27 protein-coding genes and 3 pseudogenes are annotated in these 26,943 nt (G+C 36.6%); 15 read left to right on the top strand and 15 right to left on the bottom strand.

The window, feature by feature from the left end:
- Positions 1–106 precede the first annotated feature (106 nt).
- Positions 107–1,502 (bottom strand): annotated as a pseudogene (locus H8787_RS09570) (IS1182 family transposase).
- Between the two features lie 637 nt (positions 1,503–2,139).
- The gene (locus tag H8787_RS09575; RefSeq protein ID WP_187327942.1) at positions 2,140–3,462 is read right to left on the bottom strand and encodes a hypothetical protein; all 1,323 of its coding nucleotides are present in this window, start codon (positions 3,460–3,462) and stop codon (positions 2,140–2,142) included.
- A 279-nt stretch (positions 3,463–3,741) separates the two neighbouring features.
- On the opposite strand from H8787_RS09575, the gene H8787_RS09580 reads away from it, so the two are divergent.
- From H8787_RS09580 to H8787_RS09615, 8 genes and pseudogenes are all read left to right on the top strand, one after another.
- Positions 3,742–4,218: a hypothetical protein gene (locus tag H8787_RS09580; RefSeq protein ID WP_187327943.1), complete on the top strand. Its 477-nt coding sequence runs from the start codon at positions 3,742–3,744 to the stop codon at positions 4,216–4,218.
- A gap of 150 nt (positions 4,219–4,368) precedes the next feature.
- Positions 4,369–4,683, top strand: a complete 315-nt coding sequence (locus H8787_RS09585; protein WP_187327944.1) for a hypothetical protein — start codon at positions 4,369–4,371, stop codon at positions 4,681–4,683.
- On the top strand, positions 4,683–5,759 hold the full coding sequence (locus tag H8787_RS09590) for a cell division protein FtsK (RefSeq protein WP_187327945.1): 1,077 nt from the start codon (positions 4,683–4,685) through the stop codon (positions 5,757–5,759). The genes H8787_RS09585 and H8787_RS09590 overlap by 1 nt, the downstream gene beginning before the upstream one ends.
- A gap of 3 nt (positions 5,760–5,762) precedes the next feature.
- Positions 5,763–6,377 carry a hypothetical protein gene (locus tag H8787_RS09595; protein WP_187327946.1) on the top strand — a complete coding sequence of 205 codons (615 nt, stop codon included), beginning with the start codon at positions 5,763–5,765 and terminating at the stop codon, positions 6,375–6,377.
- 194 nt (positions 6,378–6,571) lie between these two features.
- Positions 6,572–7,159, top strand: coding sequence for a replication protein (locus H8787_RS09600; protein ID WP_187327947.1), 588 nt, complete (start codon positions 6,572–6,574; stop codon positions 7,157–7,159).
- Positions 7,152–7,412, top strand: a complete 261-nt coding sequence (locus H8787_RS09605) for a MerR family transcriptional regulator (RefSeq protein ID WP_187327948.1) — start codon at positions 7,152–7,154, stop codon at positions 7,410–7,412. Before H8787_RS09600 ends, H8787_RS09605 begins: the two co-directional genes overlap by 8 nt.
- An 89-nt stretch (positions 7,413–7,501) precedes the next feature.
- Positions 7,502–8,766 (top strand): annotated as a pseudogene (locus tag H8787_RS09610) (tyrosine-type recombinase/integrase).
- A 281-nt stretch (positions 8,767–9,047) separates the two neighbouring features.
- Positions 9,048–9,515, top strand: a complete 468-nt coding sequence (locus H8787_RS09615; protein ID WP_049492368.1) for a DUF1643 domain-containing protein — start codon at positions 9,048–9,050, stop codon at positions 9,513–9,515.
- Between the two features lie 429 nt (positions 9,516–9,944).
- Here H8787_RS09615 and H8787_RS10190 read toward each other — a convergent pair.
- The 3 genes and pseudogenes from H8787_RS10190 to H8787_RS09625 form a co-directional block, all read right to left on the bottom strand.
- Positions 9,945–10,040 (bottom strand): annotated as a pseudogene (locus H8787_RS10190) (GNAT family N-acetyltransferase); the annotation flags it as partial.
- A gap of 25 nt (positions 10,041–10,065) precedes the next feature.
- Positions 10,066–10,206 (bottom strand): hypothetical protein, encoded by a 141-nt coding sequence (locus tag H8787_RS09620; protein ID WP_003071554.1) that lies wholly within the window; start codon positions 10,204–10,206, stop codon positions 10,066–10,068.
- 10 nt (positions 10,207–10,216) lie between these two features.
- Positions 10,217–11,086: a cation diffusion facilitator family transporter gene (locus H8787_RS09625; protein WP_006269331.1), complete on the bottom strand. Its 870-nt coding sequence runs from the start codon at positions 11,084–11,086 to the stop codon at positions 10,217–10,219.
- Between the two features lie 170 nt (positions 11,087–11,256).
- On the opposite strand from H8787_RS09625, the gene H8787_RS09630 reads away from it, so the two are divergent.
- Together H8787_RS09630 and H8787_RS09635 are read left to right on the top strand one after the other, a co-directional pair.
- Entirely contained in the window at positions 11,257–11,778 is a 522-nt protein-coding gene (locus tag H8787_RS09630) for a TetR/AcrR family transcriptional regulator (RefSeq protein WP_037598336.1), read from the top strand.
- 63 nt (positions 11,779–11,841) lie between these two features.
- Positions 11,842–13,011: a CynX/NimT family MFS transporter gene (locus H8787_RS09635; RefSeq protein ID WP_049476416.1), complete on the top strand. Its 1,170-nt coding sequence runs from the start codon at positions 11,842–11,844 to the stop codon at positions 13,009–13,011.
- A gap of 70 nt (positions 13,012–13,081) precedes the next feature.
- Here H8787_RS09635 and H8787_RS09640 read toward each other — a convergent pair whose 3' ends face one another.
- Together H8787_RS09640 and H8787_RS09645 are read right to left on the bottom strand one after the other, a co-directional pair.
- Complete coding sequence (locus H8787_RS09640) at positions 13,082–14,326, bottom strand: S41 family peptidase (RefSeq protein ID WP_187327949.1); 1,245 nt, start codon at positions 14,324–14,326, stop codon at positions 13,082–13,084.
- Positions 14,313–14,909, bottom strand: coding sequence for a DNA-3-methyladenine glycosylase (locus H8787_RS09645; RefSeq protein WP_003071561.1), 597 nt, complete (start codon positions 14,907–14,909; stop codon positions 14,313–14,315). The genes H8787_RS09640 and H8787_RS09645 overlap by 14 nt, the downstream gene beginning before the upstream one ends.
- A gap of 259 nt (positions 14,910–15,168) precedes the next feature.
- On the opposite strand from H8787_RS09645, the gene H8787_RS09650 reads away from it, so the two are divergent.
- Together H8787_RS09650 and H8787_RS09655 are read left to right on the top strand one after the other, a co-directional pair.
- Positions 15,169–15,915: a DeoR/GlpR family DNA-binding transcription regulator gene (locus tag H8787_RS09650; protein WP_187327950.1), complete on the top strand. Its 747-nt coding sequence runs from the start codon at positions 15,169–15,171 to the stop codon at positions 15,913–15,915.
- A 19-nt stretch (positions 15,916–15,934) separates the two neighbouring features.
- Positions 15,935–16,771, top strand: a complete 837-nt coding sequence (locus H8787_RS09655; RefSeq protein ID WP_037598325.1) for a Cof-type HAD-IIB family hydrolase — start codon at positions 15,935–15,937, stop codon at positions 16,769–16,771.
- A gap of 128 nt (positions 16,772–16,899) precedes the next feature.
- On the opposite strand, the gene dltD is transcribed toward H8787_RS09655, so the two are convergent.
- Genes dltD through H8787_RS09680 form a run of 5 tightly spaced genes read right to left on the bottom strand, consistent with a single transcriptional unit; the run spans position 16,900 to position 21,347 of the window.
- The gene (dltD, locus tag H8787_RS09660) at positions 16,900–18,168 is read right to left on the bottom strand and encodes a D-alanyl-lipoteichoic acid biosynthesis protein DltD (protein ID WP_187327951.1); all 1,269 of its coding nucleotides are present in this window, start codon (positions 18,166–18,168) and stop codon (positions 16,900–16,902) included.
- On the bottom strand, positions 18,161–18,400 hold the full coding sequence (gene dltC, locus H8787_RS09665; protein ID WP_006269161.1) for a D-alanine--poly(phosphoribitol) ligase subunit DltC: 240 nt from the start codon (positions 18,398–18,400) through the stop codon (positions 18,161–18,163). The genes dltD and dltC overlap by 8 nt, the downstream gene beginning before the upstream one ends.
- 14 nt (positions 18,401–18,414) lie before the next feature.
- Positions 18,415–19,659 carry a D-alanyl-lipoteichoic acid biosynthesis protein DltB gene (gene dltB, locus H8787_RS09670; RefSeq protein WP_003071567.1) on the bottom strand — a complete coding sequence of 415 codons (1,245 nt, stop codon included), beginning with the start codon at positions 19,657–19,659 and terminating at the stop codon, positions 18,415–18,417.
- Positions 19,656–21,182: a D-alanine--poly(phosphoribitol) ligase subunit DltA gene (dltA, locus tag H8787_RS09675; RefSeq protein WP_195405486.1), complete on the bottom strand. Its 1,527-nt coding sequence runs from the start codon at positions 21,180–21,182 to the stop codon at positions 19,656–19,658. The genes dltB and dltA overlap by 4 nt, the downstream gene beginning before the upstream one ends.
- 33 nt (positions 21,183–21,215) lie before the next feature.
- Positions 21,216–21,347, bottom strand: a complete 132-nt coding sequence (locus H8787_RS09680) for a teichoic acid D-Ala incorporation-associated protein DltX (RefSeq protein ID WP_003026731.1) — start codon at positions 21,345–21,347, stop codon at positions 21,216–21,218.
- Between the two features lie 303 nt (positions 21,348–21,650).
- Here H8787_RS09680 and H8787_RS09685 point away from each other — a divergent pair, with 303 nt between their 5' ends.
- From H8787_RS09685 to H8787_RS09695, 3 genes are read left to right on the top strand one after another with little or no spacing between them, the layout of a single operon-like run.
- The gene (locus tag H8787_RS09685) at positions 21,651–21,977 is read left to right on the top strand and encodes a PadR family transcriptional regulator (RefSeq protein ID WP_003075404.1); all 327 of its coding nucleotides are present in this window, start codon (positions 21,651–21,653) and stop codon (positions 21,975–21,977) included.
- The gene (locus tag H8787_RS09690; protein WP_187327952.1) at positions 21,964–22,965 is read left to right on the top strand and encodes a DUF4097 family beta strand repeat-containing protein; all 1,002 of its coding nucleotides are present in this window, start codon (positions 21,964–21,966) and stop codon (positions 22,963–22,965) included. Before H8787_RS09685 ends, H8787_RS09690 begins: the two co-directional genes overlap by 14 nt.
- Positions 22,966–22,974: 9 nt before the next feature.
- Entirely contained in the window at positions 22,975–23,595 is a 621-nt protein-coding gene (locus tag H8787_RS09695; protein WP_187327953.1) for an HAD family hydrolase, read from the top strand.
- 231 nt (positions 23,596–23,826) lie between these two features.
- Here H8787_RS09695 and H8787_RS09700 read toward each other — a convergent pair whose 3' ends face one another.
- Genes H8787_RS09700 through H8787_RS09710 form a run of 3 tightly spaced genes read right to left on the bottom strand, consistent with a single transcriptional unit; the run spans position 23,827 to position 26,696 of the window.
- The gene (locus tag H8787_RS09700) at positions 23,827–25,287 is read right to left on the bottom strand and encodes a carbohydrate-binding domain-containing protein (RefSeq protein ID WP_187327954.1); all 1,461 of its coding nucleotides are present in this window, start codon (positions 25,285–25,287) and stop codon (positions 23,827–23,829) included.
- A gap of 13 nt (positions 25,288–25,300) precedes the next feature.
- Complete coding sequence (locus tag H8787_RS09705; RefSeq protein ID WP_187327955.1) at positions 25,301–25,981, bottom strand: DUF4956 domain-containing protein; 681 nt, start codon at positions 25,979–25,981, stop codon at positions 25,301–25,303.
- Positions 25,962–26,696: a polyphosphate polymerase domain-containing protein gene (locus tag H8787_RS09710; RefSeq protein WP_187327956.1), complete on the bottom strand. Its 735-nt coding sequence runs from the start codon at positions 26,694–26,696 to the stop codon at positions 25,962–25,964. The genes H8787_RS09705 and H8787_RS09710 overlap by 20 nt, the downstream gene beginning before the upstream one ends.
- Between the last annotated feature and the right edge of the window lie 247 nt (positions 26,697–26,943).

The raw sequence follows: 26,943 nt of genomic DNA on the forward strand, positions 1-26,943 counted from the left end.
AATTAAAATTAATTGGATGTTGTGATATTTTAAAGACAGTAGAGTTACATCTACTGTCTCAGATCGAAGACAAACATTCCAAATGGTGTTTGTCTTTTTCTGTTTGTCAGGCTAATATATCATCTTTTGATAGAATAACGGTCATTTGAACAAAATAAAAAGGCTTGTCCACCCTCATTTTTACTAGTTTTTTAAGATTCAAACACGCCAAAGTAAGCCCAACCTTATCTTCCATCTTGGACTTGCCTTTCTCTCTTGTATAACGGAGGTTGTGGTACTCTTTGGCTGTACCAAAGAGCCGCTCGATTGTTTCTTTGCGCTTCTTATAAAGTTCCTTCATCCCTCTTCGGTGTCGAATCTCTTCACAAAATTCAAGGGCCTCTTTCCATACATGTCTTGTGATGACTTTCTGCTGATTCTGGCTTTGGGTACAAACGGATAAGAGGGGACAGGAAACACATACTTTTGGATGACTCTTATACTCACGATAACCTTCTCGAGTCGTCGTGCGATAGCTTAACACTTGGTTCTCTGGGCAGAGGTAACAGTCATAGAAAGCATCATAAATAAAATCACTGGGTTTTAAGTTTCCCTTTACCCCCTTTGGACGAGTATAAGGGAAAACAGGAATGATGTTTCGCTCTTAATAAATAATGAGCAATAGCTGGGGTCTTATAGCCTGAATCCGCAATAATGTAGCGTGGGGAGAAGGGTTCTAACTTTGAAAAAAGGGCAGGGAAAGCCTGACTATCATGAACATTTCCTGCTTCAACCGTATAAGCCAAGGCCCAACCATGCTTATCACACGCTACTTGGGCAGAATAGGCAAATACTTCCTTGTGTTCCCCCTTGTGGAACCAACCACTCTCAGGATCTGTCCTTGAGATTTTCTTTTCCTTAGCCTCGCTTTCTTGTGCGGGCTTTAAGGACTTTTTTTCGTGTTTCCTCCTATCTAAATCAATCTCAATTTCCAATTGCTCACTCATAAATTTAGCTTGTTGGTCAACCATTTCCTTATGATACTTGTGACTGTTAGCTGCCGCTTTGATGTGGGTACCATCCACAAATATTTCCGAAGGATCAATTAAGCCAGCACATAAAGCTTGATTGAGCACTCGCGAAAATATCTCTGAAATTAATTCTTTATCTTGAAAACGACGACTGTAATTCTTTCCATATGTGGTAAAATGAGGCACCTTGTCATCCAAGCTTAGTCCAAGAAACCAACGATAAGCTACGTTTACTTCAATATCTTTAATGGTTTGGCGCATGGAGCGAATGCCATAAAAACATTGAATCAAAGGGATTTTGACTAACATGACAGGATCGAGACTAGGACGACCATTATCTGGACTATAGGTGTCTTCTACCAAGTCATAGATAAAATCAAAATCAACCTTTGAATCCACTTGGCGAAGAAAGTGATCCTCTGGGACCAATTCGTCTATCGTATAGAAGCCATATTGGCAGCGATGATAATCAGGTTTTTCTTTGTGAAACATAGGGAGTACCTCACAACTGTTCTTACCTCTATTATACGACTTTACAAAAAGAAAAGTCCTTAGAAACTTCTGTTCTTAGGACTTTGTCTTCAATCTGAGACAGTAGAGTTACATCTACTGTCTTTTTATTTTTATAAATTTTTGTTTAGATTTTCAGAACATAAAAATAGGTAGAGTAGGAGTTTTAAGTCCCCAACGCCAATCCGTAGCGTGAAATAATATTATGTACTCTACATTTAAAATAATATCAAAACAATGAAATGAATCAATTATAACTTTTTGTTGTATTAATAGTCATGATATCAGATTCTTTTAGCTGATATTCTAGGTAACTTATTAATTTGGAATCAATAATAGGATTATTTTCTTTGATTTTTTGATAGATAAACTTAATTTTGCTATCAAGACTCATTCTACGAGCCATTTTACCTAGGTGTTCACAAATTCGCTTTGTTATATTCTCAATAATTGCATAGGAGCAAGAGATTGACTCTATAGTGTAGCATCAATGTTTATTTTTTTATACTAATAAATCCTGTAATTACTATGATATTGGTAACCTAAAACATATGTTTAGTTTCTGTCTAGAGAGTTAAATAGGCAATTTTATTGTTTTCTATAAACATATTGGACATAATTATTCATGAAATTTTCTTATTTCTCGAGCTAAATAGCTATCTGGATGTCTTTTTATAAAATATCTTTCTCTTGCAAATCCATTGTTTCCATATTGTAAGCTTTTATAAATCAAAGGTCTCAGGAGCTCTTTATCTCCTGTTTGTATATATTCTAAGATCTCATTGCCATATTGGTATTTTTTGACATAACCTAAATAATTACCTTGCCAATGAGAATTTTCCTCTCTAAAACTTTGGAAACTACTCATTAAATGAAGTAATTTTTCTGTCAGTCCTAATATATATGTCGCGTATATGGCATCTATATCTTCATAATCTAAATATTCATCAGTATACTTACCCAGAACGTCATCAATGTTATCCTTATTTAGAGCATTTAGCAAATTATCATCCCATACCTTATTGCCATATTTTTTTCTAATTTCAACTGATTCCATATCACCTTGGTACAAACGCATCTCCTGTTGAATTGAAATTATTGACTCTAAACTTTGATAAGTACTATTTTCATGAACATACTTTTCTTTATAGCCATAATAACTACTATCATTAATAAATTTATCTATTTTTTTCTTTAAAATCTCAGTGTAAAATTCGTTCAGATAAACATCAACAAATGCTATTTTATTTATGTTTTTTGATTCGTTTTTTACACGTTCTTCATAAAATTTCCAAAATAAGGTATCAACATTAAGAGCTTTTTCTGTAGCTCGAAAAATCCCTGTCATAAATAATTCATAATGCTCTTCAAAAATTATACTATATACTTTTTGAACATCAACAACATCTAATCTTATTTTTTCAAATTCAATATTAAGTGGCATATATCCTAAAACTATTCTCCATAGATTTTCATCATAAGATTCAAAAAGAATATCTAAAATAATAATAGATGATAGGAAGGATGTGAGTTTCAAATGTTCGGAATAATCACCAAAGCAAATTTCATCATAAGATTTAAACATTATATTACGCGCTATATATTTCTTTTTTTCATTACTAACTAAACCTAATTTTGTGCCATATTCATCCAACTTACAATTGTTCAAAACATCTTCTATTGCATTAGGAGTATAAAGATATGGATTCTTTGAGGTTACCATCCCTCTTCTAATAAGGCTAATTAACGGAGAATTGCTTGAAGAAATCTCTCTATTCGTAAGTTTTTTATATTTCTTATTTATTTTCTTTTCTTGACCTGTATACCAGTAATACTCTGTTGAAGCCCTTGACTTACGTTCCTCATTTATAATTTTAATTTTAGAATCTAGCCTCAATGAAGCACAATCGATAAAATACTTCTTTGTCCTTTTAAAAATCATACTCTTCCTTTTTAAAACGTGGTGTTTTTTAGTTGTTATTTTATAAAAATCACCTTAATTATACCACGTTTTTCACTTTATAATGTAATTATCCCTATTTCAATGGAAAATTATGAAGTCCAAAGGTGCACCAAAGGACGGATTGAAACTCAGAACATAGCTACATCTTCAGGTAATCGCTATGTCAAATGTTTCACCGTTTCTTTGGTGTGTTTTTTTCATACTTAACTCGGTAAACGACTGTGTTTCTATTCCGTCCAAGGACGGAAAGGAAGTAAAATGACATATAAAAGTGTAATAGAGGAATTATATTGCAAACTGTTAGGTATAGAGCTCAAGAGAATACTTAATGAGCGAGAAATGTTACAAAATCAAATTGGATATGAAACAGCTGAAGGGGAAGTTGAGTTATTATCCGAAACAACAGTTGGGCAAATTCTAAAGGGAAAAAGAAATATTAGTTTTAATGCTTCGTTAGCTTTTCAGACCAGTTTAGATTATAAAAATCCTAGGGAATTATTTTTCCCGAGTATTGAATTCGAACTACTACTTATTGAAAACATAATATCTACAATTTTGGTAGATCCTACTTTTGAAAATACTTTTCTAAAAAAGTTAATTGCAAAAAAATTTTCTAATGTCTCAAAGAAAGAAGTATCGCAAATCATTGAAAAAAATAAAGAAATTTTTCTAGACTCCTTATCAAGCTTTATTTCAGATTTTCCAGAGGAAGAAACTTCGCATCAAATAGCTTAGAAATTAACTTATTGGTTATCCGAATTAGCCTGCCTCATACCACAAATTTAAAAGTAGACTGTCAGAAAAACTGACAGTCTACTTCATGAAATTACGTTAAACTAAAATTGTTCTTAGCTAAGACAAATAATCAAATACGAGGTAAATCTAATGAAAACACGCAATCGCAAAGGTGGCTACTCAGTCAATACTGCTAATGAATATATTGACAACAAGCAGGGCATTCTCTACTTAAGCACCGAACTAGAAGCACAAATTAAATTTGAAGACAGTCAACCAACAGGGGAAATTATCGCTTATAAAGCTTGGTTCTCACAAAAAGGACTTCCGCCCTTCACCGTCAAATTCGAAGCTGAAGTGGAGCTACCATCTTATATGGCATTGGTACAGTTTGATAATCTTCAAGCCTGCGAAGTTGGCTTTAACGTCTACTTCAAAGCTGACAATGTCAAGGAGGTCAAATAATGACGAATAGAGAACTGGGGCAATACCTGCTCCAAAGCCTCAATATGGGACTTGGAAGCATTATGCAAGGAGAAACTAGCTATACTAACAGCTTTGACTGCAAAATTATGGAAGAAGGATTCCTCTTTCTTCCTCGCTTACCAGCGAGTTATATCATTGATGATGAACTCTATCAGAAAATTTTCCTGATTGCGAATGCTGCTCTTTATCCTCGCTTCACTCTTCTCAAACAAAATTCAGCCTATTTTATGGCACTAGATACAGATGATATTCATGTCCAGCGTGGGCTCTTCTTCCCTTGGAAAGCAGGCGTTTCTGAACGTCTAGTGATCCCTGATTTGGAAGAATTTACGGCAAAACAAAAGGGAAATCTGATTCCCATAATGAAAAATCTTACTCTTGACTACAACAAAGTAACTTCTATGGCTATCGCAGGAAACAGTGGATCTGGTAAATCTTATGCTCTAACCTATTTTCTCAGTATGCTCAAAAATATTTCTGACTTGATTATTGTAGACCCTAAATTTGACACACCTAGCCGTTGGGCTCGTGAAAATGGAATTGCCGTTCTACACCCTCAGAAAAATCGCTCTAAATCAGACTTTGTTTCAGAAATCAATGAGAACCTAAGCGCCTGCTTGAATCTTATTCAACAGAGACAGGAAATTCTCTATGATAAGCCAGACCATCCATTTGAGCATTTGACTATCGTCATTGATGAAGTACTAGCATTATCCGAGGGAGTCAATAAAACTATCAAGGACTCTTTCTTCTCGCTTCTATCTCAAATTGCTTTGCTTGGGCGAGCTACAAAAGTCCATCTTTTTCTAGTCAGTCAGCGTTTCGACCATACATCTATCCCAATTTCTGTTCGGGAACAGTTAAATGTCTTAATTCAAATTGGTAATATCAACAAGAAGACAACACAATTTCTATTCCCTGACCTAGACCCTGAAGGCATTGTTATCCCTATAGGAAAAGGAACTGGACTTATTCAGATTATTGATAATGAACATCCTTATCAAGTTTTACCTCTCCTTTGCCCTACTTACTATACAAAGAAAGGCATTCTGTGACCTATGAAAAAAACTTTCTTTCAAACGACCTACAACCTAAATGCGAACTTAATAGTCCTTGCCTTGCTTAGTTTTTTCTTTAAGATTGGAATCAACTTACTTATTCAAATGATAGAAACCACTAAACTCTCTGGAATGCAGGGACTTTTTACAACAATACTAGATAAGCTGACTGCTCTTGAACATTACATTCAACTATTGTCATTCTATCTTATTCTCGTTCCTGCTCTTTTGGTTATCATTGAGTTAGTTCAAAGATTTTTAAAAGATTCATTATGGAATTATTTCAAGTCTATTTACCAGACTTTTAGAATGAGACAATTTCTGAAGCAAGATGAACAATATGAAGCAATGAATACAATTGAGAATCAGACCATTACTCGCATCAACCCCATTTTAAAAAGTTTCAATCATTCTGTCTTAGGGTGTACGGTAGATGTAAGAAAAGAAACCGTCACTATCTTACTTGCCATTCCAAGAACTCAACAGGCTCAGAAGTTACTGAAAGAAATGGAAGATGATATCAAGGAAGAAATTTCAAACAGAAATCCACACTATTATTTTTCTTCACCCCATCGAAAAGGTAATAAACTTTGGTTTACAGGAACTAAGAGATAAAGGAAAATATGGGGCTTGGCTCACATAGTGAAAGCCAAAAGCCCCGTATTTTCAAAATCATCTATCCACGTGTAATGGGGTTACTACGACCCCCATTACATCAATAATCAATAATCACTATTTTGGGAGTAAGACTACCAAAATCACCCTAAAATATTCCTAATAGATAAGAACTAGAAATGAGGTACCTGCCTATGGCAAAAGAAAAACGTTCTAATAAATGGGCTTTTCTACTCTATCAAGAAAGTGCCCCTGAAAATTATTTGGAAATTCTTGAAGAAATGCACATCCCATTTGTGCTTAGTCCTTGGCATGATAAAGATGTTAACAGGCAAACGGGTGAGTTTAAGAAGTCGCATAAACATGGCACTTTATTCTTCGATTCACTTAAAAGCTACTCTCAAGTCTCAGAATTTCTAACAGAAAAACTAAATACCCCTGCTCATGTAGAAATCGTTATGTCACCTAAGGGTATGTATGACTATTTTATTCACGCAGAGAACCCTGAAAAGACTCCTTACGATATTGAGGATATCGAATCAGGTTGCGGTTTTGAACTAGATAAGTTTCTTATTAGCAATAACAACGATGAATTTCTTTCAACTGTAATTGATACTATTGAGGAGCACAATTTCACGAAGTTTAACAACCTTGTCATATATGCTCGTGATGAAAGTCCAATGCTCCTAAGTATTATCGTTGATAAGACCTACTTCTTTGCAAAATATCTTGATTCACGTCGTCACTCAGGCTATAGAAAGGAGAACGGAGATAATGACTAATACCGAATACGCCAAATTGAGCCAGATTGAACAACTACTGAATGTCTTATTGACTATCATGCAACATCAGCAAGAAAAACAGAAAAGCTCTAGTATAGTCACTCAAAAAGAATTATTGTCAATCCTTCAAATTTCTCCTAACACCTTAAAATTGTGGGAGAAAACTGGTCTTAAAAGGCTTGAACCTCCTATTGAAGGAACACGTACAGTCTATTACAAAATGGAAGATGTTATAAAATACTTAACTCCTTAACCCCAAATATGCTAAAATAAGACTATCACAATAAATACATGTGAGGTTGTTATTTTAGCCTTTTGTATATCCGAAACAAGAAGGCTACTATGCAGAAAGAAACTATCATTCACAACAATCGAAAAGTCATTAAAACTACAAAGAATAATGGAACTATTAGTTATACGCAACGTGGTGTGTATATTGGTGTAGACGTTAAAACTGGAAAAAAAGTTACATCATCTATAACTGCTAAAACTCTAAAAAGTCTTGATAGGAAAATCATTCAAGCTCGGATTGATTTTGAAGCAAAGGGGGCAACTTTGAAAGAGACCTTATTGATTAATAACTTCGAGGAGTTAGCTGAAGCCTGGTTTGTCAGTTTTGTAACTTGGGTGACTTCTCAGAATACAATCAACCGAGTTCGAAGCTATCTTGATACCTATATCATCCCTAAGTTTGGAGAATATAGGCCTGAAGAAATAAAATCTGCAGATATTCAGATTTGGGTTAACACCCGATTCAACAATCTAAAAAGTCTGTTGAATCGGGTGTTAAAAAATCCAAAAAGGGACACGCAAAAGATTTCGGTGCAGTTATCTATAAACTCAGTGATATTTTCGATTATGGGATTACGAATTTCGAACTTTCTCATAATCCAGCTCGGACAGTAAAAATCCCTCCAAAACCGAAGGTGGTAAAGGAGAGAATCATGGTATTGCACGGAGAGGACTTAGCTACTTGGCTGAACTATCTTGATACTCTTCCTGATACTCGAGCTAATCGACGATTTAAAGTTATCTGCGACACGCTGCTAGCTTCCGCACTTCGAATCAACGAGCTTCTGGCTTTGACAATTAATGATTTAGATTTTGATGCTAATGAAATTATTGTCAATAAAACACTAATGTGGAAAGCTAGAAATAAGAAACTTGGGATTAAGGGCGAGATTGTTTGCAAGAGCAGTGCCAAAACTGATGCTGGTAACAGAAGAGTTGCAGTTCCAAGGCAAGTTTTGGATGACTTAAAAGCTTTTCATGCTGAGATGAGTGATTACTTTGTGAGTAATGATTTACCAACTGTGAATCTAATTTTCCCGACAATTTACGGGAACTATATGTGTGACAGAAATGAACGTGCAACGCTTAAAAAGCGTTTGACTGAGTTGGGACTACCAAACTATGGTTTCCACCTTTTCCGTCATACACATGCTTCTTTGATGCTGAATGCTGGTGCCAACTGGAAAGAACTCCAGATAAGAATGGGACATAAGTCTATTAAAACGACAATGGACACTTATGCTGAATTGGCACCGAAAAAGAAGGCAGAAGCAGTTGAAATCTATCTCAAAGAAATTGCAAAATTGACGGCATAGCAAAATGACTACATTTATGACTACATTTTCTATAGAATAATCTAAAAACGTTGATATGAAGGCGTTTAGAGGATGCTAAAATAACATTCACAACCTTTACAGAAGTTAAATAAGAGTTAAATACAAATCAATACCAAATAAAAACGCTGATTTCAAGCGTTTTTTCTTTTTGTCAATTGCGATATATTGCACTGTATTTCAATTTAATCTCTACCTTTTTTAACACCTAGTTTGACTATGTTTTTAATCAATAGTATATAATATAAAAAAGAGAATCAATCGTGGAAAAGAAAGCTATTATATCTAAAGATAAGATTTATCGTTATAAACTATCTCGTACGTGGGGCTCCACAAAACCTACAATTCTATTTATTGGATTAAACCCATCAATCGCTGATGAAAATATTGATGATCCTACAATCACTAGATGCATAAATTTCGCAAAAGATTGGGGATATGGAACTTTACTTATGGCTAATTTATTTGCTTTTAGAAGTACTTATCCGAAAGATATATATTTAATTGATGATCCTATTGGGAAAGATAATGATCATTATCTTTTAGAATGTGTAACACAGTCTGATTTAATAGTTGCTTGTTGGGGAAACAATGGTACTTACATGAACAGGGAAAAAGTCATTACGGAACTAGTACCAAATCTATATTGTCTTCAGAAAAACAAAAATGGAACTCCACATCATCCCCTCAGGCCGCCTAGAAATATTCATCCAGTACCATTCAACTTCTAATATCGTTTTTCAAAAAATAGATATTTTCTCGAAAGAACTTGATTCTTCATTATAATAGACATTCATTTTTGTCTGTTTCAATAGACTTTTGCATTATTTCCCTAATGCTAAGTTGATAAACTAAGGAAGTGCTACTATTATGAAGAAACTACTACCCCATTTCTATTGATGGTATCAGCTATCCTTCTTGTCGCTTTGTTCAACCAAGGGAAATCAATTATTATATGGTGAGTATTACTGGTATTGACCATGAATATTATAAAAAAGTAAAGAATCATACGACAATAAATAATAATGACTATACTTTTGGAGGGCGGTACAATAATGCTAGTGTGATTTTTATATTGTTTAAATAGTCTGCAGACTATTACTCCTAAAATACTATAAATTATTTATCTAATTCATATATAGAAGAGGATAGGGATTCCCTTATTCATCACGTACTATTCCTTTATACACTTCAAATCCCATATGTTCGTAGAAACCTTTGGCAAGAGATTTCTGTTCGTTAACAGCTACATCACGAATCAAATATCTGCTTATTCACATTTTAGCAGTTTCCTATCTCTATGACAAGCTGAGCTACTTTTTCAACATCTAGGAAACAAATACCCCAACTGTCTTCTTTTGAAAATTTGTTGATAACAGATTTAACACTTTTCAACAACTCCTTAACAGCGGAATGCTCCATTTTTTTCTCCTCATTCCTCATTCTCTCCACCAATACAGCATTCTTCATGCTCATCTAAACTTTCATCTGCTTGAATGGTGACTTTTTTAATTCCATATATTTTAAGATGTTGGCGAATAAGCTGTTGAGTTTCTGCTTGTTGTTCGGGATGTTTCATGCAAATATGAATCATCGCAAATTTTTCTAGTCCATCGGTTGTCCAAACATTTAACTGAGTTATTGCTTGGATATTCTCAATTGTTTGAATTTCTGCATAAAGATCGTTCAAATTCACATCACTCGGTACGTGATCAAGAAAGATTTGAACATTTTCCCAAAACTTTGGTAGTGCTTTACTTAAGATAAAGGTCGAAATGATGAGCGAAAGCAACGGATCAAGAAAATACCAGTTTGTAAAACGAAGAATAAAGGATACGAAAATAACAGCCAACCAACCTAAAATATCTTCTAGGAAATGCAGACTAAGAATAGATTCATTGTGTGTACGTCCATGACTAACCACCCTGCTAGCTGCAAAGTTGATCACAATTGCAAAAATGCCTAAGACAAGCATACCGTCGTAGTTCACCCGTTCAGGTGCAAATAATTTAGGAACATTTTCAACCAGAATAAGAATAGAACCCACTATTAAAATGGTAGAGGTCAACATGGCTCCCAGTAAACTATACCGTTTATAGCCTAATGTATAGTTTCTATCACCTCGTCTATTGGAAATTCTTTCAAAAAATGCTGATAAGCCAATTGCTAAAGCATCACCCGTATCATGCACCGCATCTGCTAGCACAGCACTAGAATTAAAAAGAACACCAAAGGTAAATTCAATAATTGCAAAAGAAAAATTTAACAGAAATGCAATCCAGACATTTTTACTTGATTTCATGATCTTCTCCTTCTAATTGCACATTGAGATTTCATTTTATTTGTTGTATAATGTATTCAAAACAAAACACTTTGTTCACTTATATTATCTACTATTTTAATGGAGGAAACAAGAAACAAATCTAATGCTTCGTTTGATAGCGTACATTTAGGGAGATTTGTTCGGAAACGATGGATAGACGAGTTAAAAAATCACGCGCAGCCATTTATCAGGCTTTCATCACTCTTTTAAATCAAAAAAGTTATGAAGGCCTCACAGTCCAAGAAATCATCGACCTTGCAGATGTAGGTCGATCGACTTTCTATGCTCATTTTGAGACAAAAGAAGCACTACTTGAAGAAATGTGTCAAGATTTGTTCCAACATACATTTGTCGAACGATACCAAGCAAGTGAGCTTTTTGATGCAACAGCTCATATTTTTTACCATTTCAGGAAAAATCAAGATAAAATAGCCACTTTATTATTATCTAAAAATATCTATTTTATTAATCGTTTAAAATTAGAGCTAGAACACTATCTCTTTCCTCTCATTCGCGAAAAGCTATTGACACAAAAATCTAATTTACCAGAACCATTTTTAAAAAACTATGTCACAACAACTTTTATCGAAACAGTTACTTGGTGGCTAGGACAACGAAATAAAATTGAAGAAGCCACTATTACATCCTACTATCTGGAGCTCATGCACTAATATAGAGCTATAATTTCAGCTATTTCTATGGTATAATCTTCTAAGAACCCCTTAGGAGTATTTATGAAAAAACAACATTCTATCTTTTTATTACCAGGAATTATCATGGTGGGTGTCGCTTTGCGGACGCCTTTTACAACGCTTCCAACTGTTTTAACGAACATTGCTAGTGGGCTTCATGTTTCGGTGAGCTCACTTGGTCTTTTGACCAGTCTGCCCTTGATCATGTTCGCTCTCTGTTCTTCATTTTCAGCGCGTTTAGCGAGTAAAATTGGGCTAGAAAAACTGTTTGCTCTTGTCCTCGCTCTTCTTACAATCGGCTCTTTAATTCGGATTTTTAATCTACCACTCCTTTATATGGGAACCATTCTTATTGGAGCTTCCATTGCAGTGCTTAACGTATTACTTCCAAGCGTCATCCAAGCCAACCAACCGCATCGGATCGGGCTATTGACAACGATGTATATCACTTCTATGGGATTATCAACAGCTATCGCTTCCTCTATTGCTGTGCCCATAACAGAAGCCAGTTCATGGAAAGGGTTGGTACTTTGTCTGACAGCCATCTGTCTTTTAGCATTTTTAGTTTGGTTGCCAAATACTTCCTACAATCACTACTTAGTCAGCAAAGACAAATCAAGTCAAGGCAACACTATTTGGAAAAATAAAAAAGTCTGGGCTATTATTATTTTTGGTGGTCTGCAATCACTGCTTTTTTATACTTGTCTAACCTGGCTACCAACTATGGCAACGCAAGCTGGCATTTCAAATGCTTCTGCTGGATTTTTAGCTTCTGTTTTTAATCTGATTAGTTTGCCGTTTTCAATGACCATTCCCAGCTTGACAACTCGACTCTCTCCTCGTTATCGCCTCATCATGCTTGGTCTAATATCATCATCCGCTCTTATCGGCATTAGCATGTTACTGATACAGACAAATAATTTTATGTATTGGCTCATTATCAACATTCTAATTGGTACAGCCGTAAGTGCACTCTTCCCTTATCTTATGGTTACTTTTTCAATGAAAACTAGCAGTCCTGAGCAAACCGCACAGTTATCTGGATTAGCACAAACAGGCGGGTATGTCCTTGCTTCTTTTGGTCCAGCTCTCTTTGGTTACAGTGCAGATTTTTTCCGCTCTTGGATACCAGCTATCGTCATTTTGCTTGTTCTTACAATCATCATGATTATTGCGCTCTTTTATGTAGAAAAATCTGATAAAATTTTATAAAAAAAACGAGAATGAAATTCGAAACTAGATTTCTATGAAATCACACGTTCGGCTTCATTCTCTTTTTTCTTTAACAAAGTTTGAGACATTCTTCTAAATCAATATCTCGCTCTAAATGCTCTGGTGTCCAAGGGATGAAAATATCTGGTATCACTCCTTTATCATTCATTCCTTGTCCTTTATCAACGGCAAGGCTCCGTGAAGTCGGAAATACAAATTCATAATCCCCAAAATCCACTGTGCAGCAATTAGAATAATCTAAAATTCCTAGAGTTGGTCTACCTATCACGGTAACTTTGTCAAATGCTTTCATCATCGAAACGAAATTATCCCCTGATGAACCACAGTAGACATCCGACAAAATAAACAATTTTTCTGGTTTTGCTTGTCCAGTCACATCTGGTAAAATCGCTTCATCTGATTGATCATAAAGTACATACCCCTTGTCTTTATTGACAGCCAATTCAGTTATAAACTGCTCCAGCATATTTCGAGTTTCAGGCGAAATATCTTCTTGCCTTAGCATTGCTTGAAAATCTTGTAAACGCAGTCCTACATTACGCTTAGTATATAAAATTTCCATACCATCATCAGAAAAAGTCACGTCCTTAAAACTTTTGCCATCAGAAAGTGCATATTGCAATAAAGGAAAATACAACGAATCCGATCCACCATGATTAACACGCACATCAACAATAACATTCTTTGCTGTGTTAATAGCCGAGCTACTTTCTTGGTATAAGTTTGCAATGGCTTCTTCATCAAAGAAATTTTCCATTTTCAAATATAGAGTTTCTTCTGATAATTGTTTATATTCAAAAGCAGGAGTGTGTGTAGTCAATTTTGTTTCCTGTACTGAAATTGTCTGCTCTTGCCCATTTCGCAGCAAGGTCACCGTATCAGATTTAGCCACAAAGTAGGCCCACTCCATATATTGGCGCTCTTCTGTCTCACTGACAAAATAATCACGATGCACTTGATAAAATGCTGGAATTGTTTGATTATCTATCAAAATTATCTGGTCTGCAACGCGTAAGTCCGTATCAGGATTTGCATTCAGTACATATAGTCGATTCTCAAATTTTCTCAGCCGAAACCCTAGTGCCTGCCGATGTTTGGGATGAAAACTAACGTGACTAATGATTCCAAAACTTGCCAGATAACACCGCATTTGATAAAGAAAATCCTCATCCTTCATCTCGTTTGTGATTTGCCTGCGATACATGTCTGGATCTGCTCCTTTTAGATCCTTTTTGGTTGACGAATCCTGTTTCATCATCGCCACAACCTGTTCAAAAATTTCAATTTTCGTCATCAAGTGTTCTCCTCCATGTTTCTTCATCTGGTAATAACCCTATTTTTGCAATTTTTGACACATGACGATTGCCAGCTACATAAAAGCAAAGTGGCTCTTCTCGCCAATGATCTGTACAGGTGACGCCGATTCGTGGACGTGAACTAATTTGCAAAGGAAGTGCATCGGCTGCCAGTTGCAAACGTGATTCTTGTACATTCTGACCATCAAAAGCTTTACTAATCCCTACAAATTTAGTTAATTTCCCCGGACCATTAGCAAGTAATGTACCATCTGGTAATTCCAAGGCCCGAATCAAGACGGCTTCTGCTATATTTTCAGCCCTCGTCACTAAATTCAGCATCTGATGACCGTAAATCTGATAGACATACCAATGCCCTGCTGATAAATACATAGATTCATTTTTCGGACTGCGTTTACCATGCGCACTATGGCAAGCACTATCTTTTGCACCCAGATAAGCTTCCGTTTCAACAATTCTTCCTACGGGTTTTCCATCCAAACAAAGTTGCATGCCAAGCAAGGCTTTTGCTGTGGCAATTGTATCTACTCGCATCAGCTCTTGAAATTCTTTTGAAATCATGGTCTTATTATAACATGAATTTCACACAAAAAAGCAATCGTATTTGTCCAACTTTTGAAGGCAGTACAATTCGATTGCTTTTTTCTTTAGGAGATTAATATGAGAAAAGTTTTTTAGGATTATCTATAGTATAAGAAAGTTAACTTAAATTTGCCTTAAGGCTTTACAGTTGAACCACACTATGAAAAACTTATAAAGCATTAAAAAAACTTGAAAACACTTATCCTCTATGTTAAAATGAAATCATAGGAGGAAGAGTATGTATCAAGAACAACGATTAAATAAAATATTAGAATTACTTGCAGAGAAAAGACAGCTTTCTGCAAAGGAAATGGTTGACTATTTTCACGTTTCTAAAGATACCATTCGCAGGGATTTTTCTATTTTAAATGAGCGTAAGCTCGTACAACGGACTCATGGCGGAATCCTTCCTTTAGAAAACAAACAACAAATCCTCTCCTTCAATGATCGTAGCAAAAAATTTACCAAGGAAAAAAGAAAAATTGCTCAAAAAGCGTACGAATTGATTGAGGAAGAACAACTGCTTTATTTTGACGTCTCAACAATTATCTTGCAATTAGCTCAATTGATGAATCAAAAAAACACTATTTATTCGCATTCTTTAGACAATGCTATCATGCTTAGTGGCCAGAAACAGATTGATTTTCATCTACTTGGAGGCAAATTCTATCCCAAAAACCGCTTCTATTATTCCTTAAACGAAGCTGAATTATTAGAACATCTTCAATTCGATATTGCTTTCTTTGGAGCAGCAAGTTTGAAAAATGGACAAGTTAGCTATGAGGATGCTGAAGATGCCTATATTAAAAAACTAGTCATGCAACATAGCCAAACGAAAGTATTGCTAGCCGAGCAGGAGAAATGGCAAAAAAATTCCAATTATATTTTAAGCGATATTAGTTCATTCGACTATTGGATTACAGACCAAAAGCCAACTACAGAAATCAAGACACTCCTACCTGACACTTTAAAAATCATCTACTAAATTTACGGAGGATACAATTATGAATAACCAAAGTATTCGTTTGATTGTCAGTGATATTGATGGAACCATCTTAAATGACCAACATCAGGTTGACAAAAATCTGAAAGAGCAAATTCCGCTTTTAAAGAAGAAAAACATTCCCTTTGTCTTGGCATCTGCTCGCTCTCCACTTGGTATGAAGCCAATCGCGCACGAACTAGGGCTTGGTGATAATCCCTTAGCTTGCTACAATGGTGCTCTCGTTATTAAAGGTAATCCGCAACATTATGAAACTATCATTGAACACCCTTTGGATAAAAAAGAAATTCGGACTTTCATTGAATTAATTAAGCAAGAATTTCCAACAGTTTCTATCAATCTCTACTCTGGAAAGAACTGGCTAGCCGACCGTTTTGATAAGTGGATCCAGATTGAAGCTGACATCACTGGAGAAGTCCCCACAATTCAAAATCTACTCATTCTTGTCTTAGATGTACTTGTCCCAATCCACAAACTTCTCTTGATTGATGAACCTGCAATAATTCAGCGTCTCTACAATTATCTCCAAACTCTTGATTTTCCCAATACAGCTTTCTATCTTTCAAAAGACAATTACTTAGAGGTCACTGCTAAGAATGTCTCCAAAGAAAATGCCCTCCAAGAAATCGCTCAACACTATCAAATTCCGCTTCCTCAAGTCATGGCAATCGGAGATAATTTTAATGACCTTCCGATGATAAAGTTAGCTGGTTTTGGAGTCGCCATGGGAAACGCCCCTGAACCTGTGAAAGTTCAAGCCACCGCTATTACTCAAACCAATAATCAGCACGGTGTTGCCAAGGCCATTGAAGATTATATCTTGATTGGATGTAAATAAAATTGTCAAAGTGCTGGAACATAAACGTTCTGACATAATGAAACTACTGAGAAATCCTCTCTTTTTACAAGTCGTATCATCCCTTTCTCCCATTCTAAAAAGCTGAGATTTCTCTCAGCTTTTTATGATTATTTAAAATCCTTGGCATCGCCGTCATAATTTGCCCATTCTTTGCTAAAGAATCGATTATTTATCTGATAGTTAGGAACTGGTTTTGGATTTGAAATAAAAGGATTCACAGCCTTATCAAACGCTAGCCAACCAAGCCATCCCATATGAATCGTATCCTGCATAAAGTAAGGTTTTCCGCCATCGTTTGAAAAGTCAGCAATATTCTTGAATCCTTGACTTTCCAGTTGATAACGAATTTTTTTCACAGCCTGTTGGTATTTTTCCTGACTCAATCCTGTGTAAGCCGTCCATTTCGCATTAACGGGCGGAATCACAAAAATTGGATTGGTTTTTGACTTTGCGAACTGATTCAAGACAAGCTGCAAATCATTATACTCAAGAGATTTGGTATAAGAAAACCTTTTTTGCGTTCCTTTAAGTTTCTTTATGCGCTTTCGCAAGCGATGTTTATAAAACTTATTGTCAATTCCTAAGTCATTGTTTGTTGTATTCCTCTGAGCATCTCTTGTCGCAAATTTCTCTAGATCTGAGTAAGAAAATTTATCTGGCAATCGATTGACCTGAGGTTGTACTAATTTTTCATAATTCTCATTATGTTCGGAAAAAAGGGAGCTAAAAAGAGCGTCTTCGCGGTTATTCAAGCGGCTTATAAGGCGAATGTACTGTTTATCGAAATTTGACAGTTTCTGATTATCAGCGACTTTTTTTACATTATCTTTCATAGCTACTGTCGGATACAGTTGCAAGAGACGCTTCGCCGCATATTGAGCAGCAATGTCTCCTTCTTGTTGGTGCAAGAAACTAGTTAATTGATCACTATTAAAATATTGTTGAAAAGCTGCAGGGCTGTAACCTTTTTTTGTAAACCATTGAGGAGAAATCACATAAACAGCTGTTTTATTTTCTATTTGGGGGAGCATTTGTTGCATCCCAAAATATTGTGTGAGAGATGCCGCTCCACGTTGTCCCAAAAAATATGGACGATAATTCCGCTTGTATTTTTCAGACAAAACAGCAGGGTGCATACTATCAAATCGCAACCATTCACTTGACCCAAAGTAAGGAACAAAACGATGCTTTTTATCTGTTAAAGCACGTACTTTTTGTGTTCTTCCTTTGAAACTTCCTGCTGTCAGGGTAACGGCTGAGCGCTTTTCAGATTGATAATCATGTCGCTGCTTGGTTGGATAGAAAAATAGTAAGGTTACAACCATCAAAAAGGCACAGATAACCGGACCTAAAATGAGCCATAAACGTTTAAGCATTACGAAGCTCCGTTACACCTTCAATAATTTTATTAGCTGTATTCCAATCGTCGCGACCAAATTCTGATACTGGAACATGAATATCAAAGCGATTTTCTAACTCAACAATCAATTCAACTGTTCCCATACTATCCAGAACGCCTGCATCAAACAAATCTTCATCCATCATGTCTGATACATCTTCCATAAACAATTCATCAATAATTTCCAATACTTCTGCTTTTATATCCATTAGAGAACTCCTTTTTATTTTTTAAACCATAAATCATTCAAAAATCCTGAAAAGATTAAGAATGAAAACATTACAACATTAAAGGTGATAAACATTCCCGCTACTTGCGTCCATTTGTTATCTGACAAGGGAGGTAAATTCTTCTTTTTCCGCTCTTTATTGATGATCTTCTTCTTTCGTACCCAAGCATCATTGATAACAAGTCCTAGACCGTGAAAGAGTCCATAAGCAATATAATACCAAGTGACTCCGTGCCAAAAGCCCATGACTAGCATATTGATTATATAAGCTACACTTGAAGTGGTATTTCGATTTTTAAAAACTTTGTTTCGGATAAGTACTGTAACCAGACGCATAAAGACAAAGTCACGGAACCAAAATGATAAACTCATATGCCAACGATTCCAAAATTCTTTCAAATCATGCGAAATAAAAGGCTTATTAAAGTTAATCGGACTTTTAATTCCCATTAGATTGGAAATAGCAAGGGCAAACATTGAATAGCCTGCAAAGTCAAAGAACAAATCCAGTCCAAAGATATACATTACTCCTAGCGTTGGTAGATTAAACCAACCACCCATTTGTAATGCGTACTGCTTCAAAGGCGGTAATATCATAGAGCCGAAGATATGTGCTAAAATAAACTTATATAAGAAACCTAGCATGATATAATGCACTGATTTCTCAAGCATATCCAACAATTCATCACGCTCAGGGATCTTTTCATAGTCTTGATTAAAACGTTTGAAGCGATCAATCGGTCCACTTGAAAAAGTTGGCATAAAGAGCATGAAACGTAAAAATTCCCATAAACTAAAGTCTTTGAGCACACCATCTCGAAGCTCAATCATCATTCCTACTGAACGGAAAGTTAAGTAGGAAATTCCTAAAAAGCCCAATAGTGATTGATGACCATAAATAGCTGGCGTTACCTTTACAAAGAAAAGCGGCAGAACAGAGAGTGCAACATGTAAATAGAATATCCACTTACTATCTCTTGTTTTTCGATAAATTTTATAAGTCCAAACCCAAAGCATTTGCCAAAGAACATAAAACAGTAGAGCATAGATTTGCGTTAATTTAGGTCCAATTAACATAAAAATGATGAAAGCTAAACTAACTAAGGCCTCATAAATGGGAAATCTCTTTTTGAAGAACAAACCAACAAAGATAGGCAAAACAGCTAAAATGATATACACAAAATATTGTGGATCCCCGTACGGTTCCAAATGAGGAATCTGTCTTATGAAATCCATCATCGATTGTTAACCTCACTAATCAAACCTTTAATATCAATCTTCCCATTCGGTGTTAGTGGTAAAGATTCACGATAAAGGAATTTTGAAGGCATCATATAAGACATCATAATATCTTGTAAGTCGTCCTTGATAGCTTTTGTGATGTCGATCTCACGCTCAAATTGTTCTTTCACTCCGTCTTTCAAGATAACATAGGCTAAAAGATTTTGTACTTTATGATCTTTGTTATATCGCGGTACAGCCACAGCCGAGTCGACATATTTGGATTTGTTCAGATTTTGTGAGACATCTTCCAGCTCAATGCGGAAACCATTAAACTTAATTTGGAAGTCCATGCGACCACCGTAAAGAAGTAAACTTTCGTCAGTCATGGTGCCGACATCTCCTGTATGATAGGCCGGTAACCCTTCAAATTCAAAGAATGCTTCAGCTGTTTTTTCTGGATTGTTCATATAGCCTTTTGACACAGCGGGTCCAGAAACGATAATTTCGCCTTGCTCACCATTTGGTAACTTGTTTCCATCTTCGTCAATAACAAAGGTTGGTGAATCTAGTTTGGTATAACCAATCGGCAAGCGTTTCATGTTTGCTAGCATATCATCTGTTATGGCAACGGCAGATAAAGCCACCGTTGCTTCTGTCGGACCGTAAGCATTGATAATACGCGCATTTGGGAAACGGTCACGCAATTTTTGTGCTGTTTTAACCGTCAATTCTTCCCCGTCAAAGTAGAAATGCGTAATGCTTGGCATTTTTTCAGCGTTGAAATCTTCCGATAACATCGCCATATCTGCAAAAGACGGTGTTGATGTCCAAATGGCAATCGGCAAATTCAAGATAGTTTCAAATAACTGCTTGAAATCTTGCGTAATGGCAGACGGAACCGCAAAAAGTGTGCCTCCAAGTGCTAAGGTTGGCGCCCAATACATAACCGATAAATCAAAAGAATACGGTGGCTGTGCCAGCATTTGTGGCTGCTCTGGAGTCGCAAATTCCTTATCTGTAATCATCCAGTTAGTGAAGCTGAGCAAATTATCGTGCGAGATTTGCACACCCTTTGGCTTTCCAGTCGTTCCTGAAGTGAAGATGATATAGTAATTATCATCCCCTTTAACAGAATGTGTAAGCTGGTAAGGCTTTTTTTCTGCAAAAGCTGCTTGAACTGTTGCTAAATCAAGAATTGGTATCGATTTATCTTTCAGTGGAAATTCATTGATTGCAATGATGAGACTAGGTTGTGCCACTTCCACAATTGCTGTCACACGTTCAAGGGCGGAATGACTATCAATCGGGATATAGGCATGACCTGACTTCGTTAAGGCTACAAAAGTCGCCAACATGTCGTATTCTTGCCCACCAAAAACTACTACTGGTGATTTCTCAGGAAGCGCAAGGCTATCAATCTTTGCAGCAAGGGAATCTGAGTCCACTTTCAAATCATGATAAGTATGAACTTCTCCGAGGACATTGTAAACTGGAAAATCTGGTTGAGACTGAGCAAAATACTCAATCGTTTCAATCATATCATTAATTACTGAATTGGTCACAATCTGCTCCTAAAATTCATTGTAGATAAAACCACCTTGACCTTGGCCAAGATAATTAAAGAAATAAAGCAAGGCTAAAAATATCACAAAATAAAGTAGCGTCTGCCCAAAAAATTTAAAAATTATTTTATGTTTTTTCATTATATTCATCACTTTTGTCTTACTTCTAAGATAGACTTAGTATATTTTACCATTTTCTAGCGCAATTTTTCAATACAAAACATTCTTTAATTAATGAATTAAGCTAGAATTAAGGTTTATTTACAACAAACCTAGAGAAATCACAGATGTGCTGTCTCAAAAAACTAGAAAAGAAAATGGTTTTAGACTTACATTTTAAAAATATATAAAAATTTTATATATTTTCTTGACTTTGAAAGTGAAAAGCACTATACTATGTATAGAAAAATTATATATAAAAATATTATACATAGGAGGTGACTCATGTATTTTCCAACATCTTCTACCCTGATTGAATTTCTCATTCTAGCGATTTTGGAAAGTGAAGATTCCTATGGCTATGAGATTAGCCAAACGATTAAATTGATTGCCAATATCAAGGAATCAACCTTATATCCTATTTTAAAAAAGTTAGAAAAGAATCGTTACTTAACAACTTATTCTCAAGAATATCAAGGTCGAAAACGAAAATATTACTCTCTTACTCCAAATGGACGGGAGCAATTAAGTACCCTTAAGGAGGAGTGGAAAGTGTATACAGCGACAGTCAACGGTATTATAGAAGGGAGCGTTCGTCATGACAAGAACTGATTATTTAGCCGCATTAGAGAAATACTTAAAAACATTACCTGAGGCAGACTATAAAGAAGCGATGGATTATTTTACGGAATACTTTGAAGACGCTGGATCTGAAAATGAAGCACTAGTCATTAAAGAGTTAGGAGATCCTAGAGACGCAGCAGAAGAGATTATTCGCTCGCTTTCAGTACATTCGACAGAAGAGATAAATTCTGATAATCCAGCAAAACAACCATCTCCGAATATTCATCCTTCACAATATGCTAGCGACACTTATATCTTTGAAGATTACTCAACCGTCTCTGAATTGCATATTGATGTGAGTACTAAAGATATTCAAATTGAGCCTTCACCTGATGCTTTCTTTCATATCAAATACTACAACGGAAAGAGCAGCAACCAGTTAAGCTCGATTGTTCGTGACAAGAAATGGTACATTACAGAAAAAGGAGCAGCAAACTCTAGTGGTTTGAACTGGATTATTCATGTCATGAAAAATGGTCTGGATCGTTATCCAGTTTGCATTCAAATCCCAAGAGGAAACCCTCTTCAAGTCTTCTCTTTGCAATCTTCTTCAGGTGATGTTGCTATCTCTCGTCTTCAAACACAAAAGGGAGATATCGAACTTGCAAGTGGCGATCTGACTATGCGGCATTGCCATTTGCAACAAACCAATGTTACCCTTATCAGTGGCGATATTCATCTAGCGCATGTCAAATTGACGGATTGTAAGCTGTCTCTTGTGTCAGGGGATTTCGATACGCATTCTTTAGAAATTGCTGGTAAGACTTTCATTCAAACAACTAGCGGAGATATTTCACTTCATCTGCTGCACCATGATTTCAGCTATGATCTCGAAACGGTGCACGGAGACATTTCTATTTCTGACCAGCTCCAGCCGAGCCACCAAATCATTGGCAACACAATCCACCACCAAGCAACGGCTTCTACAGATTCTCTTACTATCCAAGCTGTCAGCGGAGACATCAATCTTTATTAGAGGTTTCGCATGAAACAGATTCATTGGTTATTCTTTGATATTGGCTCAACTTTGGTAAACGAAGAAAAAGCCTACCAAGATCGGATTGAGCAGGCTATTGCGGATACTCACATTTCTTATGCAGAATTTTATCAAACTATGATCCACTATTTTATGGAAAATAAAAAAGGCGATGTAGAAGCTCTGAAATATTATGGCTTGAAATGTCCGTCTTGGAAGTCTGATTTAGAAACGCTATATCCTGGCTGCAAACATGTGCTAAAAACTCTTCACTCACACTACAAGATTGGTATCCTTGCTAATCAATTACCGAATCTACTGGCAAGATTGAGAAACTTTGGTATTGATTCTTACATAGATCTCATTATTTCTTCTGCCGATGTTGGCCTGGCAAAACCTAATCTAGCCATTTTTAAGCTGGCTCTCCAACAAGCAAACTGCTTGGCTGAACACGCTGTGATGATTGGCGACCGTTTAGACAATGATATTCTTCCAGCTAAACAACTTGGTATGCGAACTATTTGGATCCGGCAGGGTTTTAGTCGCTTGACTCACATAACTAACCCAGCAGAAACTCCAGATTGGACTGTTGATAATTTGGCAGAAATAGGAGATATTTTGAAGAATTAGTAACATAAAAAGCTAGAGCAAGAAACTCTAGTTTTTTAATGTCATTAATTTTATTATAGCATATATTTTCCTTCAAAAATAGACTTGTTTTTTGCTATTGTGCTATATTGAAGGCCAAGGAAGGGGAATTGTTTAAGCAGTTCGTTAGTGTTATTCTTAAATTGTATGATTGGTTTTATTGTGAAAGTCAAACGAAAGAGGTTGGGTTCCCCTAGCCTCTTTTGTCTATCATCACCGTCCACCAGGACCTCCGCCCATGCCGTTTCCATTTTGTGTGGTCAGGCTAGCTGTTGCGGTCGTGGATTGTCCATTGACTGTAATGGTGTAGCTTTCGCCGTCTTTAATAGTAGCTGAGCTGGCAAGAACGGATTGGAAATTTTTAGCAGCGGTATAGCTGAGGATTTCTTTGCCTGACGAATCGGTAATCGTCACCTTGTCTCCAGCACTACCTGATACATTCGCAAGGATGGAAGCTTGTTTGGAATTTGATCCAAAGCCCATTGCCATGCCATTGCTGCCGACCATTACAACGGTTCCACCGGTAATGGTGCCATTACCGTCATAGTCAAGAGCGCCATTGCCACCATTTGTCGGTCCGTCCACATAGACTTCACCACCTGAAATGGTCAAATCTCCGTTAGAATCCAAGCCGTCACCTTGGGCATTAACCTTGACCTTGCCACCTGTGATGGTCAGACTGACACCAGCGGTTGCTTGTCCCGGAGCGCTCTCGCTGCTACTACCGTCTGCGGCATTGATACCATCGTCATTTGCTGTCAGGTCTAAATCTCCACCGTTAATGGTTACGGTCTTGCCTTCTAGCGCTTCTTCACTCTTTTCCACCTTAATCGTACCGCCGTCAATAAGAGCAGTATTAGAAGCGTGAATACCGTCATCTCCAGCGTTAATGGTAATCTTTCCAGACTGGATATAGAAATTGCCTAGCGATGTGTCTTCATCATTGTCCGCGTGAATGGCGTCTTCCGTTGCGGTCAAATTCATTGTCGCATCTTTGATATTGATTGCGTCATTCGCTGAAAGGGCGTTTTTATAGCCTTTGATTGTGTAGGTTCCGCCTGTAATGCGCAAATCATCATTGGACTCAATAGCATTGCCATAATTGCCTTCGACCGTCAGACTACCAGAACCGTTGAAAGTGAGGTCGTCCTTGCTGTAAATCGCAGCGTCATAGTCTGTATTCTTGTGATGGGCAGAATCCGAAATAGTGTTCTTGCTATCTTTTGCAAGAGTGATAAAAGTCTTATCTGCATTTTCTACGACAATTGCAGCATCTGTTCCAGTCATCGTGACCCCGTTCAGCACGAGCTGAACCTTATCTTTTTTCTTAACTTTCACAATGATTTGAACGTTTTCACTTGAACCAGACAAGATATATGTCCCAGCTTTAGTAATTGTCACCGTAGATCCCGACACTTCTGCACCAGAACCAGAAGCCTTAGCAGATGAACCGCTCAGACTAATCTTAGTTGCTTTTGATTCATCATAAGAAGCATCTTGGTCACGCTTAGTAAAATAATTGGACAGTTTAACGGTCGTTACCTTACTGGTGCTAGAGGAATTGGTACTGGTTGAACTACCGTTTTTCGCACCACATGCTCCCAAAGCAACTGTCAATAGGACAAGCAGAATCAAACGTTTGAACTGTTTTCGTTTTGAGGTTGATTTTCTCATGGCTGTCCTCCTTTTATAGTTCATTTTCTTTTGTGACATAGCAGCTAATGGCAATCTCTAAATTCCCATTTCGCGTCCGCAGAGCGTCTACCAATTCTTTCTCTGTCATCGTACCATTTAATTGGACAATATACTTAATCTTGAACAAACTTCCCATATCAGACGTTTTGACATTTGCCAGTTCAACATAGTTGGTCGCCTTTTGAAAGATGTCATCAAAGACCATCTCATAATCCAAACTTTCTGGAATGACAACAGTCACTTGACGCATAGAATGCTTCATCTGCCCAAAATTCACCGTTTCCAGCAACAACATAACCACCGACATAATGATTGTAAAGACGCTAGCAAAAATAAGATAGCCCATGCCGACAGCAATCCCAATCGTCATCGCAAGGAAAATCGCCAGCAATTCCTTAGCACCACCCGGTGCTGAACGAAAGCGAATCAAGCTGAAAGCTCCCATTACCGCAACCCCTGCTCCCAGACTACCATTTACTAAAAAAATGACAATAGCAATCAAAGTCGGTAGCATAACCAAAGTCATCATAAAGGACTTGTTGTAAATGGTTTTGTACTGATAAACCTTGGCTAATATCAGTCCCAGCACAAGGGCAACACCAATCGTACCAAACATACTGGCTGGATTAATTGTTGTTCCTGTAAAAACGTTATTAAATAACTGATCGAACATGTCTGATTACTCCTTTATAGTCTGTTGTTTTCTTATAGGCGACTCCATATTTTGAGAAAGATTTTGGAAAAACGTGGTAGCAGTCCAAAATTTCTGCCAGCCAGAGTGGATACGCCCCAGGTACCTTAATTTCCATGATAACATGGTTGTCAGGTAGCAGGTTCTTGCCATCTTTTCCTGCTAACAAACTTAATTTTTTCGTTCGATAAGCGACATCATAATCGATGGTAATCCGCACATTTGAATCTTCCAAACCTTTTAAAGAGTAGCGGTTATAGTAAATATACATCATGGGCTGCACACCTCCATACCGCTTGCAGAGCCATTCGATTTCTTTCTTAATTTGCGAATCCTCAAGCTGGCATTCCCCCGCGAGGTATCGCTCTGCTGTCAACAACTCAGTCGCAATCCGACGTTTATACACAACCTTACGCACTTTTTTCTTGATTTCCAAAAAAACTTGGCTATCAGCCTGAGGGCTAGCGTGATAAGTCCGCACGCGCAATTTTTCCTTGAAATAAGGCTTCTCCAAAGACTCCCGAATCATCTGATAGGTCGGCGTGTCATAGTAGAGGTTGCCAATCGTTGAATAGGCATGCTCGTCTTCTGCCATATACGCTTCAAACTCCTTTAGCAAATCTGCCAACGTTTCCTTTGAGATGACATACTTGGTTTCTATCCGTTGAAATTTATCTTTAAATGTTTTTTTAGCCATGAGATTGCTCTCCTTTGTCGTTCTTTATCTACGTAGTTTACGGGCAAATCCTTAAAAGAAAGCTAAAGAAAACTTAAAGAAAACAAAACACCCCCATTTTCTGGAGGTGTTTAATAGATGTCTGTAGAATGAAATAGAAAATAGAAGTTGTCACATCTTATTCTTCACTCTTCTCTGCTTTTTCTCTTTTGATAAGAAAAGTACAAATAACGAGAATATCTGCTATCAGCAAAATCCAGTACCACAC

Source organism: Streptococcus sp. NSJ-72, assembly GCF_014334035.1.
Taxonomy (GTDB): Bacteria; Bacillota; Bacilli; order Lactobacillales; family Streptococcaceae; genus Streptococcus; species Streptococcus constellatus.